This window comes from Citrobacter sp. ANG330 (genome assembly GCF_047467925.1).
Classification (GTDB): Bacteria; Pseudomonadota; Gammaproteobacteria; order Enterobacterales; family Enterobacteriaceae; genus Citrobacter_A; species Citrobacter_A amalonaticus_G.
The window spans coordinates 55,713-69,993 of sequence record NZ_JASJUI010000013.1; the positions used below are offsets into that span (position 1 = coordinate 55,713).

15 protein-coding genes are annotated in these 14,281 nt (G+C 55.2%); 11 read left to right on the top strand and 4 right to left on the bottom strand.

Going from position 1 to position 14,281, the window contains the following annotated elements; all coding sequences use genetic code 11:
* Positions 1-5: 5 nt before the first annotated feature.
* Complete coding sequence (locus QNN88_RS20905) at positions 6-437, top strand: tripartite tricarboxylate transporter TctB family protein (protein WP_414241885.1); 432 nt, start codon at positions 6-8, stop codon at positions 435-437.
* Between the two features lie 10 nt (positions 438-447).
* Entirely contained in the window at positions 448-1,962 is a 1,515-nt protein-coding gene (locus QNN88_RS20910; RefSeq protein ID WP_414241886.1) for a tripartite tricarboxylate transporter permease, read from the top strand.
* A gap of 70 nt (positions 1,963-2,032) precedes the next feature.
* On the opposite strand, the gene QNN88_RS20915 is transcribed toward QNN88_RS20910, so the two are convergent.
* Positions 2,033-3,526, bottom strand: a complete 1,494-nt coding sequence (locus QNN88_RS20915) for an alpha/beta hydrolase (RefSeq protein WP_414241931.1) — start codon at positions 3,524-3,526, stop codon at positions 2,033-2,035.
* A gap of 279 nt (positions 3,527-3,805) precedes the next feature.
* On the opposite strand from QNN88_RS20915, the gene glaH reads away from it, so the two are divergent.
* From glaH to csiR, 6 genes are all read left to right on the top strand, one after another.
* The gene (glaH, locus tag QNN88_RS20920) at positions 3,806-4,783 is read left to right on the top strand and encodes a glutarate dioxygenase GlaH (RefSeq protein ID WP_414241887.1); all 978 of its coding nucleotides are present in this window, start codon (positions 3,806-3,808) and stop codon (positions 4,781-4,783) included.
* A gap of 19 nt (positions 4,784-4,802) precedes the next feature.
* Positions 4,803-6,071 carry an L-2-hydroxyglutarate oxidase gene (gene lhgO / locus QNN88_RS20925; RefSeq protein ID WP_414241888.1) on the top strand — a complete coding sequence of 423 codons (1,269 nt, stop codon included), beginning with the start codon at positions 4,803-4,805 and terminating at the stop codon, positions 6,069-6,071.
* Positions 6,072-6,095: 24 nt separating this feature from the next.
* Positions 6,096-7,544, top strand: a complete 1,449-nt coding sequence (gene gabD / locus QNN88_RS20930) for an NADP-dependent succinate-semialdehyde dehydrogenase (protein WP_414241889.1) — start codon at positions 6,096-6,098, stop codon at positions 7,542-7,544.
* Positions 7,545-7,569: 25 nt separating this feature from the next.
* Positions 7,570-8,853 (top strand): 4-aminobutyrate--2-oxoglutarate transaminase, encoded by a 1,284-nt coding sequence (gene gabT / locus QNN88_RS20935; protein ID WP_414241890.1) that lies wholly within the window; start codon positions 7,570-7,572, stop codon positions 8,851-8,853.
* Between the two features lie 125 nt (positions 8,854-8,978).
* Positions 8,979-10,379, top strand: a complete 1,401-nt coding sequence (gabP, locus tag QNN88_RS20940; protein WP_414241891.1) for a GABA permease — start codon at positions 8,979-8,981, stop codon at positions 10,377-10,379.
* A 45-nt stretch (positions 10,380-10,424) separates the two neighbouring features.
* Entirely contained in the window at positions 10,425-11,117 is a 693-nt protein-coding gene (gene csiR / locus QNN88_RS20945; RefSeq protein WP_414241892.1) for a DNA-binding transcriptional regulator CsiR, read from the top strand.
* A 6-nt stretch (positions 11,118-11,123) separates the two neighbouring features.
* On the opposite strand, the gene lysM is transcribed toward csiR, so the two are convergent.
* Both lysM and QNN88_RS20955 read right to left on the bottom strand, forming a co-directional pair.
* A complete protein-coding gene (gene lysM, locus QNN88_RS20950) occupies positions 11,124-11,573 on the bottom strand; it encodes a peptidoglycan-binding protein LysM (protein ID WP_061077921.1) in 450 nt (149 codons plus the stop codon).
* Positions 11,574-11,696: 123 nt separating this feature from the next.
* On the bottom strand, positions 11,697-11,867 hold the full coding sequence (locus QNN88_RS20955; RefSeq protein ID WP_414241893.1) for a YqaE/Pmp3 family membrane protein: 171 nt from the start codon (positions 11,865-11,867) through the stop codon (positions 11,697-11,699).
* Between the two features lie 179 nt (positions 11,868-12,046).
* Here QNN88_RS20955 and QNN88_RS20960 point away from each other — a divergent pair, with 179 nt between their 5' ends.
* Together QNN88_RS20960 and QNN88_RS20965 are read left to right on the top strand one after the other, a co-directional pair.
* Entirely contained in the window at positions 12,047-12,346 is a 300-nt protein-coding gene (locus tag QNN88_RS20960; RefSeq protein ID WP_414241894.1) for an ArsR/SmtB family transcription factor, read from the top strand.
* 9 nt (positions 12,347-12,355) lie between these two features.
* Positions 12,356-12,883: a rhodanese family protein gene (locus tag QNN88_RS20965; protein ID WP_414241895.1), complete on the top strand. Its 528-nt coding sequence runs from the start codon at positions 12,356-12,358 to the stop codon at positions 12,881-12,883.
* Between the two features lie 43 nt (positions 12,884-12,926).
* Here the strand turns inward: QNN88_RS20965 and stpA are convergent, their stop codons facing one another.
* Positions 12,927-13,328, bottom strand: coding sequence for a DNA-binding protein StpA (stpA, locus tag QNN88_RS20970; protein WP_414241896.1), 402 nt, complete (start codon positions 13,326-13,328; stop codon positions 12,927-12,929).
* Positions 13,329-13,813: 485 nt separating this feature from the next.
* Here stpA and alaE point away from each other — a divergent pair, with 485 nt between their 5' ends.
* Complete coding sequence (alaE, locus tag QNN88_RS20975; protein WP_414241897.1) at positions 13,814-14,263, top strand: L-alanine exporter AlaE; 450 nt, start codon at positions 13,814-13,816, stop codon at positions 14,261-14,263.
* Positions 14,264-14,281: the final 18 nt, after the last annotated feature.

Consider the following 14,281-nt stretch of genomic DNA (forward strand, 5'->3'; position numbering starts at 1 on the left):
CTCCAATGAGCGATCGTATTTTCGCCGGTATCTGGCTGTTGCTCTGTATCGCCGGGCTGTTTATCGCCTGGCAAATTCAGAGTGAATACAGTTACGAACCGGTCGGCCCGCGTCCGTTTCCGCTGGGGATTATCGGCCTGATGGCGCTGTGCGCGCTGGCGCTACTGCTACGCCATCCTGACGTTGTGGACTGGCCGCGCCGGCACGTCCTGCAAAAACTGTTAACCATGGTGATCGTCCTGCTGATGTACGCCTGGGGATTTGAATGGCTGGGCTTCCCGGTTGCCACCGCGATTCTGACGCTGGTGATTGGCATTCTGTTTGGCGCCACATTACCCGCCGCGGGCATTTCCGGCGCCATTCTTGGCATCACCCTGTGGTATGCCTTTGACCGCCTGCTTGATGTCACCCTACCGCTTGGCGCCTGGCTGAGTTAACGGAGAAATGATGGATACCTGGATATATCTTTCTCAGGGTTTTGCGGTGGCGATGACCCCGGAAAACCTGGTGATCGCGCTGATTGGCTGCTTCGTTGGCACCATTGTTGGCCTGCTGCCCGGTCTGGGGCCGATTAACGGCGTGGCTATCCTGCTGCCGCTGGCCTTTGCGCTGCACCTGCCGGCGGAATCGGCGTTGATCCTGCTGGCGACGGTTTACATTGGCTGCGAATACGGCGGACGCATTTCGTCAATTTTGCTCAACGTGCCCGGTGATGCGGCGGCAATTATGACCGCGCTGGACGGATACCCGATGGCGCAACAGGGGCGCGGCGGCGTCGCGCTCTCTATTTCTGCGGTCAGCTCCTTCTTTGGCTCACTGATCGCCATCGGCGGGATCATTCTGTTCGCCCCTTTACTGGCGCAGTGGTCGCTGGCGTTTGGTCCGGCAGAGTACTTCGCGCTGATGGTCTTCGCTATCGCCTGTCTTGGCAGCATGATGGCGCAAAATCCGCTGAAATCGTTTCTGGCTGCGCTGATTGGTCTGGGACTGGCGACCGTCGGCGTCGACGCCAACACCGGGGTGTATCGCTTTACCTTTGACAGCGTGCATCTTTCTGACGGCGTGCAGTTTATCGTCGTGGTGATCGGTCTGTTCTCGGTTTCTGAAATCCTGCTGATGCTGGAACATACCAGCAGCGGGCAGAAACTGGTGCGCAAAACGGGACGCATGCTGTTTAACGCTAAAGAGGGTGCGCAGTGCGTCGGCGCGACGCTGCGCTCGTCGGTGATCGGTTTCTTCGTCGGCGTGCTGCCAGGTGCGGGCGCCACCATCGCCAGCGCCATCACCTACATGACCGAGAAAAAAATCAGCGGCAACAGCGACAGCTTCGGCAAAGGCGACATTCGTGGTGTCGCCGCGCCGGAAGCCGCCAACAATGCGTCGGCCTGCGGCTCGTTTATTCCGATGCTGACGCTGGGCGTTCCCGGCTCCGGCACGACGGCAGTGATGATGGGGGCGTTAACGCTCTATAACATCACGCCCGGACCGGCGATGTTTACCGAACAACCGGATATCGTCTGGGGTCTGATTGCAGCGCTGCTGATTGCCAACGTGATGCTGCTGGTGATGAACATTCCGCTGATCGGCCTGTTCACCCGCATGCTGACCATTCCCCTGTGGTTTCTGGTGCCGGCTATCGCGGCAGTTTCCGCAGTCGGCGTGTATGCCGTACACAGCACCACGTTTGATCTGGTACTGATGGTCGCGCTCGGCGTGCTGGGCTATATTCTGCGCAAAATGCACTTCCCGATGTCGCCGCTGATCTTAGGCTTTGTGCTGGGCGAAATGCTCGAACAAAACCTGCGCCGTGCGCTGTCGATCAGCAACGGCAATATGGCGATTTTGTGGGAAAGCAGCGTCACCAAAGTGCTGCTGGTGATGGCGGTGGCGGTCATAGTGATCCCGCCACTGTTACGGATCCTCCGCAAACGCAACACCAAACCGCAGGTGGATGTGGGGTAATACCTCGCCGGATGACGGTTCGCTTATCCGGCCTACCTAAAAAGCGCAGCGTTGTCATCCGACAACAGGCTCAATCCTTAACGTTGCCTCCGACAACCGCCTCAATCCGTTCCTGCATATAAGCAAAGAACGGATTTGAGGTGACGCGCATTAACGTATCCAGCCCCACCAGCAGCGTGGAGGTCTCCCCACGCAATGCAATCGTGCCCAGACTCAACCCATAGCGATTCAGCTCATCCGGCTTCAACCCATACAGCGAGTCGGTAATCGGAAACGGCACCGCCACATGCGACAGTGAGTACATCTCCTGCGGCCAGGCTTCCTGTAGCGGCTGAACCTGCACGTCACGCGTTCCGGCGAGGGTGTCGCTCGCCACCACGGCCAGCGTTTCCGCTGTGGCGTTGGTGACCACCGTTGTGCGATAAGTACGCGGTACGGATGGCAACAGCGTCGTCGCGGCGGTATAAGAAGACGCCCGCAGAAGAGGACGCAGGTTAGCCGCCTGATTGATATCAAATAGCACCAGTTCGCTGCCGTTAGCGCCCAGATAGCGATATAACGACTCCACCACCGCCCGGGTGCTGACGGTAGAGTCCATCACCGACTGGAAGGTCAGCACCGGCGGCATTTCGTGAAGTCGCGTATTCTGCGCATCCTGAACAATTTGCTGCTGTAGCGCTTTGGTTAGCAGATAAGACTGCCGCGCCGCATTGACCGGAAACGAATTGTATTTGAAGGGATTATACTCTGGCGTGACATTGAGCCACGCCGCTTTGGCAAAGGCGGGGAACATGGCTGGCAGTCCCGCCAGCCCGGCAAAACGGGCGAAGGAGGTGACACCAATCATCGGCGACAGCAACACCAGTTGCTGAGGGCGTCGCAGCGTAACGTCGTCCAGACTGTCCAGCGTGTATTTCAGCGCCAGCGCGCCGCCATTAGAGTATCCCACCAGATGCAGCGGCACGTCTTTACCCGCCAGTCGTGTCGCTTCACGAACCGCCAGGCGCGTCGTGGCCAGCCACGCATCCCAGTCAACCGCCGTTAACGCGCCTGGCGCGGTGCCGTGTCCGGGCAGGCGGGGCACCACGGCGATAAATCCCTGCTGCTGGTAGATCCGGGCGATATATTTCAGGCTGTAGGGCGAGTCGGTCAGGCCGTGCAGCATCACGGCAACGCCGCGCGGTTTGCCATGCGGCATCAACACGAATGAACGGTTCCCGTTGGGGGCAAATTGCATGGGATAAACCCGACTCCCAGACCAGAAACGGTTGATCGGCGTTTGCTCATCCGGGCTCAGTTTGTCACCCACCTGTTTTTGTAAATCGACGAACAGCGCCTCTTCCCGCACCAGATAGTGTGCAAACGTTGCGTTATCCAGCGCTGCCACACTCATTTCATTCCCCTGCCAGGTGTGCCAGGGATGAAGGTCAGGCCCGCTCTCGGTCTGATACACCCGCACGCCGAGGAAAATAATCAGCACCACCAGCAGCGTCAGCGCCACGTGTTTGACCAGCACCAACAGGCCGGAACTGACCCACTTCACCCGGCGAAAGAGGTTTTTAATGACCATGTTTATCCTAATCTTCGCTTATCAGCCGCACCACAACCGGCGTTAGTGTAGGTTAACCAGCGGTTTCCTCAACCATTTCCACCTTTTTCTGCCGGTATGCCTCCTCTTGTCCCTGCATTTAATAATGTTAAATATTTGTTGGTTTTGATCACAAAAAAGAAACAAAAAGTTCATTTTGTGCGCGTTTATCGAAAATGTAGATATTTTTAATTTATGGCTACGAAATGAGCTTCGCCATGTCTCCCTGACCATCTACTGAGAGGATCGATTCTGATGAATGCACTGACTGCCGTTAAACCAAACGCTGAAGATCCAGGCCAATACGACAACGGATTTACGTTGAAACCGTCAGCCCAGTCCCCGCGGCTGCTGGAGCTGACCTTTTCCGCCCGGACGACGGAACACTTTCTCCAGCAGGTCGCACAGTGGCCGGTGCAGGCACTGGAATACAAATCCTTCCTGCGCTTCAAAGTGGGCAAGATCCTTGACGATCTTTGCGACAACCAGTTGCAGCCGCTGCTGCTGAAAACGCTGCTGGATCGCGCTGAGGGTGCGCTACTGATCAACGCAGAGGGCATCAATGACGTGGAACAGGCTGACGATATGGTCAAACTGGCAACGGCGGTGGCGCATCTGGTTGGACGTTCCAATTTCGATGCGATGAGCGGCCAGTACTATGCGCGCTTCGTAGTGAAAAATGTCGATAACTCAGACAGCTATCTGCGTCAGCCGCATCGCGTTATGGAGCTGCATAACGACGGTACTTATCTTGAAGAAGTCACCGATTACGTGCTGATGATGAAAATTGACGAGCAGAACATGACTGGCGGTAACTCGCTGCTGTTGCATCTCGACGACTGGGAGCATCTCGACAAGTACTTTAGCCATCCGCTGGCGCGTCGTCCGATGCGTTTCGCCGCGCCGCCGAGCAAAAACGTCAGCCAGGAGGTATTCCACCCGGTATTTGACGTCGACCAACAGGGTCGCCCGGTCATGCGTTATATCGATCAGTTCGTACAACCGAAAGATTTTGAAGAGGGTGTCTGGCTGAGCGAGCTGTCTGATGCGCTGGAAACCAGTAAAAGCATTCTGTCCGTTCCGGTATCGGTGGGTAAATTCCTGCTGATTAATAACCTTTTCTGGCTGCACGGTCGCGATCGCTTTACCCCGCACCCGGATCTGCGCCGCGAACTGATGCGCCAGCGCGGCTACTTCGCGTATTCCACCCACCACTACCAGACGCATCAGTAAGCGCGAAGGAAAAAAGCGGATGTATGATTTTGTGATCATTGGCGGCGGCATTATTGGCATGTCGACCGCCATGCAGTTAATGGATGTTTATCCGGACGCCCGTATCGCACTGCTGGAAAAAGAGTCCGGTCCGGCCTGCCATCAAACGGGCCACAACAGCGGCGTGATCCATGCCGGGGTTTATTACACCCCCGGCAGTCTGAAGGCGCAGTTTTGTCTCGCCGGTAACCGTGCGACCAAAGCCTTTTGCGATCAAAACGACATCCGCTACGACACCTGCGGCAAGATGCTGGTCGCCACCTCGGAACGGGAAATGGAACGGATGCGCGCTCTGTGGGATCGCACTGCCGCCAATGGCTTAGAGCGCGAATGGCTGAGTGCACAGGAATTGCGCGAGCGCGAACCGAACATTACCGGGCTTGGCGGCATTTTTGTACCCTCCAGCGGGATCGTCAGCTACCGGGAGGTCACGGCGGCGATGGCGAAAATCTTCCAGGCCAGAGGCGGCAAAATTATCTACAACGCCGACGTCATCGCCCTCAAAGAGCATGCCACGGGCGTGGTAGTACACACCCGCCAGGGGCAGGAATTTGAAGGGGCGACGCTAATTACCTGCTCCGGGCTGATGGCTGACCGACTGGTGAAAATGCTTGGCGTCGAACCCGGTTTTATCATCTGCCCATTTCGTGGCGAGTACTTCCGCCTGGCGGCGGAGCACAATCAGGTAGTCAACCATCTGATCTACCCAATCCCCGATCCGGCGATGCCGTTTCTCGGCGTCCATCTCACCCGCATGATCGACGGCAGCGTCACGGTCGGGCCGAATGCGGTGCTGGCGTTTAAGCGCGAAGGCTATCGCAAACGCGACTTTTCACTCAGCGATACGCTGGAGATCCTCGGTTCTTCCGGCATTCGTCGGGTTCTGCAAAACAACCTGCGCTCAGGCTTAAGCGAGATGAAAAACTCGCTGTGCAAGAGTGGCTATTTGCGACTGGTGCAAAAGTACTGCCCGAGCCTGACGCTCAACGATCTGCAGCCGTGGCCCGCTGGCGTCCGCGCTCAGGCGGTGTCGCCGGACGGCAAGCTAATTGACGATTTTCTGTTTGTCACTACGCCGAGATCGATCCACACCTGCAATGCCCCCTCCCCGGCGGCGACGTCAGCGCTGCCTATCGGCGCACACATCGTCAGTCAGGTCCAGACGTTACTGGCAAACCAGAGCACTCCCGGACGCACGCTGCGTGCGGCACGTAGCGTGGACACCTTACACGCCGCTTTCACCCGTTAACCTTTTTTCAGACAGGAAGCCATCATGCAACTAAACGATCCGACGTTGTTCCGCCAGCAGGCCTTGATCGACGGCCAGTGGCGCGATGCCGATAGCGGCGAAGTCATTGCGGTGACTAACCCGGCCAACGGTCAGACGCTGGGCAGCGTGCCGAAAATGGGCAGTGCGGAAACCCGCGACGCCATTGAGGCCGCAAACCGCGCACTGCCTGCCTGGCGCGACCTCACCGCCAAAGAGCGGGCGAATATTCTGCGTCGCTGGTTCAATCTGATGCTGGAGCATCAGGACGATCTCGCCCGCCTGATGACCCTGGAACAGGGCAAGCCGCTGGCAGAGGCCAAAGGGGAAATCAGCTATGCCGCCTCCTTTATTGAGTGGTTTGCCGAAGAGGGCAAACGTATTTATGGCGACACTATTCCCGGACACCAGGCCGACAAACGCCTGATCGTCATTAAGCAGCCGATTGGCGTTACTGCCGCCATTACGCCGTGGAACTTCCCGTCAGCGATGATCACCCGCAAAGCCGGTCCGGCACTGGCGGCTGGCTGCACGATGGTGCTTAAACCCGCCAGCCAGACGCCGTTCTCCGCGCTGGCGCTGGCGGAACTGGCAAACCGCGCCGGGATCCCGCCGGGCGTATTCAGCGTTGTCACCGGTTCGGCGGGCGCCGTCGGTAACGAACTGACCCAAAATCCGCTGGTGCGCAAACTGTCGTTCACCGGCTCGACGGAGATTGGTCGCCAGTTGATGGAACAGTGTGCCAAAGACATCAAAAAAGTCTCCCTGGAGTTGGGCGGTAACGCGCCGTTTATCGTCTTTGACGATGCGTGCCTCGATAAAGCAGTAGAAGGCGCGCTGGCTTCTAAGTTCCGCAACGCCGGGCAGACCTGCGTCTGCGCCAACCGTTTGTATGTCCAGGAGGGCGTTTATGAGCGCTTTGCGGAGAAACTGCAGCAGGCGGTGGAAAAACTGCAACTCGGCGACGGTCTGGCACCCGAGGTCACTACCGGCCCACTGATTGATGAGAAAGCCGTCGCCAAAGTGCAGGAGCACATTGCCGATGCGCTGGAAAAAGGGGCGCGCATCATTACCGGCGGAAAACCGCATGCGCTGGGCGGCAATTTCTTCCAGCCCACCATTCTGGTGGACGTGCCAGACAACGCGAAAGTCGCCAAAGAAGAGACCTTCGGCCCGCTGGCTCCACTGTTCCGCTTTAGGGATGAAGCCGACGTGATCAGACAGGCCAATGACACCGAGTTTGGTCTGGCGGCCTATTTCTACGCTCGTGATTTAAGCCGCGTCTTTCGCGTTGGCGAGGCGCTGGAGTACGGCATCGTCGGCATTAACACCGGCATTATCTCGAACGAAGTCGCGCCCTTTGGCGGAATCAAAGCCTCCGGTCTTGGCCGTGAAGGCTCCAAATACGGCATCGAAGATTATTTAGAAATCAAATACCTGTGCATTGGCCTTTAATAATAAATCGACTGGAGAACACCTGATGAGCACCAATAATGAATTAATGCAGCGCCGCAGTAACGCCGTTCCGCGTGGCGTAGGACAGATCCATCCTATTTTTGCCGAGCGTGCGGAAAACTGTCGGGTCTGGGACGTGGAAGGCCGCGAGTTTCTGGATTTTGCTGGCGGCATCGCGGTGCTGAACACCGGACACCTGCACCCGCAAATTGTCTCGGCAGTCGAAGCGCAGTTGAAAAAACTGTCCCATACCTGCTTCCAGGTGCTGGCCTATGAGCCGTACCTGCAACTGTGCGAAATCATGAACCAGAAAGTGCCGGGCGACTTCGCCAAGAAAACCCTGCTGGTCACCACCGGTTCCGAAGCGGTGGAAAACGCGGTGAAGATCGCCCGCGCGGCAACGAAACGAACGGGGACCATCGCCTTCAGCGGTGCATATCACGGCCGCACCCATTACACCCTGTCGCTGACCGGAAAAGTGAATCCGTACTCCGCCGGAATGGGGCTGATGCCGGGTCACGTCTATCGTGCGCTCTATCCGTGTGCCCTGCACGGCATTAGCGAAGATGACGCCATCGCCAGCATTCACCGCATCTTTAAAAACGATGCCGCGCCGGAAGATATCGCCGCCATTGTGATTGAACCGGTACAGGGCGAAGGCGGTTTTTACGCCGCCTCTCCGGCTTTTATGCAGCGCCTGCGCGCGATTTGTGACGAACACGGGATCATGCTGATTGCCGATGAAGTACAGAGCGGTGCGGGTCGTACCGGTACGCTGTTTGCGATGGAGCAGATGGGCGTGGCGCCGGACATCACCACCTTCGCCAAATCCATCGCCGGGGGCTTCCCGCTGGCGGGCGTCACCGGACGCGCCGAGGTGATGGACGCCATCCCGCCGGGTGGACTGGGCGGTACCTATGCCGGTAACCCGATTGCCTGCGCCGCCGCATTAGCGGTACTGAACATTTTCGAGCAGGAAAATCTGCTGCAAAAAGCCAGCGAACTCGGAGAAACCCTGCGCAACGGTCTGCTGGCGATTGCCGAAACGCATCGTGAAATCGGCGATGTTCGCGGGCTGGGAGCGATGATCGCCATCGAACTGTTCGAAGACGGCGACCACAACAAGCCTGATGCAAAACTGACGGCGGAGATCGTCGCGCGCGCCCGCGACAAAGGGCTGATCCTGCTCTCCTGCGGGCCGTACTACAACGTGCTGCGCGTCCTCGTTCCGCTCACCATTGAAGACGCGCAGATCCGCCAGGGTCTGGACATTATTGCCGAGTGTTTTGATGAGGCGAAGCAGAGTTAACCCTTACAGCCAATTGCCGGATGGCGCTTCGCTTATCCGGCCTACAGAGTCGGCATGGTTTGTAGGCCGGATAAGGCGGAGCCGCCATCCGGCAAACGACTCAATAACAATAACGAGGTCATAAGATGGGGCAAGTGTCACAATCACATGATTTAGGGGGCGGGCTGAAATCACGCCACGTCACCATGCTGTCTATTGCCGGGGTTATCGGCGCAAGTCTGTTTGTGGGTTCCAGCGTGGCGATAGCCCAGGCCGGGCCCGCAGTCCTGCTGGCCTATCTGTTTGCCGGGTTACTGGTGGTGATGATTATGCGCATGCTGGCCGAAATGGCCGTCGCCACGCCGGACACCGGTTCCTTTTCTACGTACGCCGATAAAGCCATCGGACGCTGGGCCGGCTATACCATCGGCTGGTTGTACTGGTGGTTCTGGGTGCTGGTGATCCCGCTTGAAGCGAATATCGCGGCGATTATCCTCAATTCCTGGGTTCCTGGCGTTCCGATCTGGCTGTTCTCGCTGGTCATCACGCTGGCGTTAACCGGCAGTAATTTGCTGAGCGTCAAAAACTACGGTGAGTTTGAGTTCTGGCTGGCGCTGTGCAAAGTGATTGCCATTCTTGCCTTTATTGCGCTGGGCGCCGCGGCAATCAGCGGCTTTTATCCTTACGCTGAAGTCAGCGGGATTTCACGTCTGTGGGATCACGGCGGCTTTATGCCGAACGGCTTTGGTGCCGTACTGAGCGCCATGCTGATCACCATGTTCTCATTTATGGGCGCGGAAATTGTCACCATCGCCGCTGCCGAATCCGACACGCCGGATAAGCACATCGTTCGCGCCACTAACTCGGTTATCTGGCGTATTTCTATCTTCTATTTGTGCTCGATCTTTGTCGTCGTCGCCCTGATCCCGTGGAACATGCCGGGTCTGAAAGAGGTAGGTTCCTATCAGTCGGTGCTGGAACTACTGCATATTCCGCATGCCAAACTGATCATGGATTGTGTGATCCTGCTGTCGGTGACCAGTTGCCTGAACTCTGCGCTGTACACCGCCTCCCGCATGCTTTATTCCCTGAGCCGCCGTGGCGACGCGCCGGCCATGATGGGCAAAATCAATCGCAGCAAAACTCCCTGGGTGGCGGTACTGCTCTCAACCGGCGCCGCATTTTTAACCGTGGTGGTGAATTATTACGCCCCGGCGAAAGTGTTTAAGTTCCTGATCGACAGTTCCGGCGCGATCGCCCTGCTGGTGTACCTGGTTATCGCCGTTTCCCAGTTACGGATGCGCAAAATCCTGCTGGCGGAAGGCGGTGAGATCAAACTGAAAATGTGGCTCTATCCGTGGCTGACCTGGCTTGTGATTGGCTTTATCATCTTTGTGCTGGTTGTGATGCTCTTCCGCCCGGCACAACAGCTGGAAGTAATTTCCACAGGGTTACTGGGGCTGGGGATTATTTGCACCGTGCCGATTATGTCGCGCTGGAAAAAACTGGTATTGTGGCAAAAGACACCGCTACAAAATACCCGTTAAATGATTTCCCGGCGCAGGCCGGGAACACGATTCAGGAGTAAGACCATGACCGCCATTTCCCATCCGACGGCCATAGATGGATACCGCTGGCTTAAGAACGATATTATCCGCGGTATTTATCAGCCTGATGAAAAACTGCGCATGAGTTTATTAACTTCACGTTATTCACTTGGCGTTGGACCGCTCCGGGAGGCGCTTTCTCATCTGGTGGCGGAACGGCTGGTCACGGTGGTGAATCAGAAAGGGTATCGGGTGGCGTCTATGTCAGAGCAGGAGTTGCTCGATATTTTCGACGCCCGCGCCAATATGGAGGCCATGCTGGTAAGGCTGGCGATTGAACGCGGCGGTGACGAATGGGAAGCCGAGATCCTCGCCCGCGCCCACATGCTCAGCAAACTTGAGGCCTGCGACGCCAGCGAACACCTGCTGGATGAGTGGGATTTGCGCCATCAGGCATACCACACCGCCATCGTTGCCGGATGCGGTTCGCAGTATCTGCTGCAAATGCGCGAACGGCTGTTTGATCTCGCGGCGCGCTATCGATTTATCTGGCTGCGAAAAACGGTCTTGTCGGTTGAAATGCTGGAGGATAAACACGTTCAGCATCAGGCGCTAACCGAGGCAATTCTGGCGCGCGATGCGACGCGCGCCAGTGAACTGATGCGTCAACATTTACTGACGCCAATTCCTGTTATCCAGCAGGCCATGGCCGGTAAACTGCTGGCACAAAAATCCTGACGGCACTTATTCTTCCGGAATACGCAGCACCTGGCCGGGATATATTTTATCCGGGCTTTTAAGCATCGGCTTATTCGCCTCGAATATTTTGTTATACAGGTTGGCATTGCCGTAAACCTGTTTCGAAATAGCGCTCAGGGTATCGCCGGATTTCACCGTGTAGAACTGACTCTCGGCGGCAGGCGCGTCGGTTTTAACCTGATCCTCCACGCTGGCAATCCCGGAAATATTCCCGACCGCAATCAGGATTTTTTCTTTCGCTTCCTGGCTTAATCCGTCGCCCGTCACCGTCGCCTTACCATCAGCAATTTGTACATTCACCTTGTCGGCATCCGGAATACCGGTTTTATTCAGGTGGTCCTGCACCTTTTTTGCTAAATCGTCTTTATCGTGATTACCGGTTACTGCATCCCACAGTTTTTCCCCGGCATCTTTTACAAAGTTGAAAAGTCCCATATCCACCTCGATCATTGACAATAAACACTCAGGAAGTGTAGCAGAAAGTTTCACTTAAAATTCTGACGGGGCGGCGACTGGCGTGGCCCGATAACGTCACGCTATCGGGCGGTATCATGACGGTTAAGAAAGAGACGAAGAACGGGTTTGCACCCAGAACGCGTGAATCAGACCAGGAATATAGCCCAGTAACGTCAGAACGATATTAAGAATGAACGCCCAGCCGAATCCTTTACCCAACAGGACACCCAGCGGCGGCAGAATGATCGTAAATACAATTCTCCAGAAACCCATACACACTCCAAAAATAAAATTACTCATTGTTTAAAAAGGGGTTTATTCCTAAGCGTAGCGAGCTTAGCGAAGTTCGCCAGTTATCACTCCTGCTTTTACCCTCTTTTACGATTTTTACGCTGGCAGTCGTTTCATTTTTATTTTAGACTTTACTTAATTTAGAAAAAGCTAAAGTAAATATGAGCGAACTCGAACAACTCCAGGCCAGCGCGGAACAGGCCGCGGCCCTGCTGAAAGCAATGAGCAACCCTAAGCGGCTGCTGATCCTGTGTATGCTTTGCGGTTCGCCGGGAACCAGCGCGGGCGATCTGGCACGTGCTACCGGGCTAAGCCCGTCGGCCACCTCACAGCATCTGGCAAAAATGCGCGAAGAAGGGCTGATTAGCAGCCAGCGCGATGCTCAGCGCATCCTCTATTTCATTAAAAATGCAGCGGTGAACTCACTCATTGCCACATTGAAAAACGTCTATTGTCCATAAGGAGTGAACATGACCATCGGGACGATTTCCCCGCGCGACGCAAAGGCCCGTATCGAGCAAGGCGCCAGACTGATTGATATTCGCGATGCCGACGAATACCGGCGTGAGCATATTCCGCAGGCCCATCTCGCACCGCTGGCGGCACTTGAACAGAGCGGCTTTCCTGCCAGATTGCGGGGTGAGCAAGTCATCTTCCATTGTCAGTCCGGGAAACGGACACAAAACAATGCAGCAACATTGCAGGCTCTTGCCGCACCGGCAGAAGCCTTGTTACTGGAAGGCGGCATTGAAGGCTGGAAAGCGGCAGGTTTCCCCACAGCAGAGGATAAATCGCAACCGCTTCCACTGATGCGCCAGGTACAAATTGCAGCAGGTGGATTGGCGTTACTGGGCGTTGTGCTGGGGTACAGTGTCAGCAGTGGCTTTTTCCTGCTTAGCGGGTTCGTAGGCGCGGGATTATTGCTTGCCGGGCTGACAGGCTTTTGTGGCATGGCGCGACTGCTCGACAAAATGCCGTGGAATCGTCGTCCTCAATAATGACGGGAAATAAGCGGTGAGGAACACCTCACCGCTTACAGAATTAGATCAGAAAATCGTCCAGAGATTGACCTGCCGCCAGTGCCTGGGCAATGGGTTTTGGCGTACGTCCCTGACCAGTCCAGGTTTTACTTTCTCCATTCAGATCGGTATAGCGATATTTCGCCGGACGCGGCTGGCGTTTTTTACCCACTCGTGCGCTCGCCACGTCACCACCCAATAACTCTTCCGGGCTAATTCCGTCGGCCTTCATCAGTTCCAGCAAGGTATTAATTTTCTGCTGCTGTTCAGCGCGCTGACGCTGTAACTGTTCTTCTTCGTCACGTCTTTCTTTAGTGACGACCCTGAATTTTTCCAGCATTTCTTCAAGAACGTCAATGGAGAATTCGCGAGCCATGGCGCGTAATTTACGAATATTATTTAAGTTCTGTAACATCAAATTCATAATAATTAAAACCTTTTAACGCTAAAAAAGTATTACATGGGCAATTGTATTATATTATTAGATACTTTTCCAGACCCTGTCATATAACAAAGAGAATACCTACAGCCTGTCGTAATAATAGGATTACGTCATCCTGAATAATATCCAGACTTATATTTTCATCCCCTGGCAAATAATCTTCATGTCAGGTCCCCACGCCTGAGAGGCGTTTTTTAGCTGATGTGGGAGGACCGCAACCAGCGCATTAACATAACCACTTGATTTTTAATGATTTAAAAGACAACAACAACAAAAACTCTATGTAGAACAAAAATCAGTCGATTACAGAGTATTTTATCGACAAAAAGCGTAAAAATAAAAACATTACGCTAGTTGATAGTTACAACCCAGCAATATACTCTATCATCAAGCGAAAATACTACGCTAAAACACTAAGCCAGGCTCATTTAACGACGATTTTCCCCTTTTTTACAAGGAGCATTAGCATGTTCTCACCACAGTCACGCTTGCGTCATGCGGTAGCAGACACGTTCGCGATGGTTGTTTATTGTTCTGTTGTGAACATGCTGATCGAGATATTCCTCTCCGGAATGACCTTTGAGCAATCACTTTCTTCCAGACTGGTCGCCATTCCGGTCAACATACTGATCGCCTGGCCTTACGGAATGTATCGCGATCTCTTTATGAAAGCGTCACGTAAAATGGGTTCTGCCGGGTGGCTGAAAAACCTGGCGGACGTGCTGGCTTATGTCACCTTCCAGTCCCCGGTTTATGTCGCTATTCTGCTGACGGTGGGCGCTGACTGGCATCAAATTACCGCCGCAGTCAGTTCTAATATCGTCATATCGATGTTGATGGGGGCGGTATATGGCTATTTCCTGGATTATTGCCGCCGCCTGTTTAAAGTGAGTCGCTACCAGCAGGTTAAAGCCTGAAGCCACTTAGCGACTGGC

Coding starts and splice junctions, on each gene's coding strand:
- QNN88_RS20905 (WP_414241885.1), top strand. CDS start 6: ATGAGCGATCGTATTTTCGCCGGTATCTGGCTGTTGCTCTGTATCGCC.
- QNN88_RS20910 (WP_414241886.1), top strand. CDS start 448: ATGGATACCTGGATATATCTTTCTCAGGGTTTTGCGGTGGCGATGACC.
- glaH (WP_414241887.1), top strand. CDS start 3,806: ATGAATGCACTGACTGCCGTTAAACCAAACGCTGAAGATCCAGGCCAA.
- lhgO (WP_414241888.1), top strand. CDS start 4,803: ATGTATGATTTTGTGATCATTGGCGGCGGCATTATTGGCATGTCGACC.
- gabD (WP_414241889.1), top strand. CDS start 6,096: ATGCAACTAAACGATCCGACGTTGTTCCGCCAGCAGGCCTTGATCGAC.
- gabT (WP_414241890.1), top strand. CDS start 7,570: ATGAGCACCAATAATGAATTAATGCAGCGCCGCAGTAACGCCGTTCCG.
- gabP (WP_414241891.1), top strand. CDS start 8,979: ATGGGGCAAGTGTCACAATCACATGATTTAGGGGGCGGGCTGAAATCA.
- csiR (WP_414241892.1), top strand. CDS start 10,425: ATGACCGCCATTTCCCATCCGACGGCCATAGATGGATACCGCTGGCTT.
- lysM (WP_061077921.1), bottom strand. CDS start 11,573: ATGGGACTTTTCAACTTTGTAAAAGATGCCGGGGAAAAACTGTGGGAT.
- QNN88_RS20955 (WP_414241893.1), bottom strand. CDS start 11,867: ATGGGTTTCTGGAGAATTGTATTTACGATCATTCTGCCGCCGCTGGGT.
- QNN88_RS20960 (WP_414241894.1), top strand. CDS start 12,047: ATGAGCGAACTCGAACAACTCCAGGCCAGCGCGGAACAGGCCGCGGCC.
- QNN88_RS20965 (WP_414241895.1), top strand. CDS start 12,356: ATGACCATCGGGACGATTTCCCCGCGCGACGCAAAGGCCCGTATCGAG.
- stpA (WP_414241896.1), bottom strand. CDS start 13,328: ATGAATTTGATGTTACAGAACTTAAATAATATTCGTAAATTACGCGCC.
- alaE (WP_414241897.1), top strand. CDS start 13,814: ATGTTCTCACCACAGTCACGCTTGCGTCATGCGGTAGCAGACACGTTC.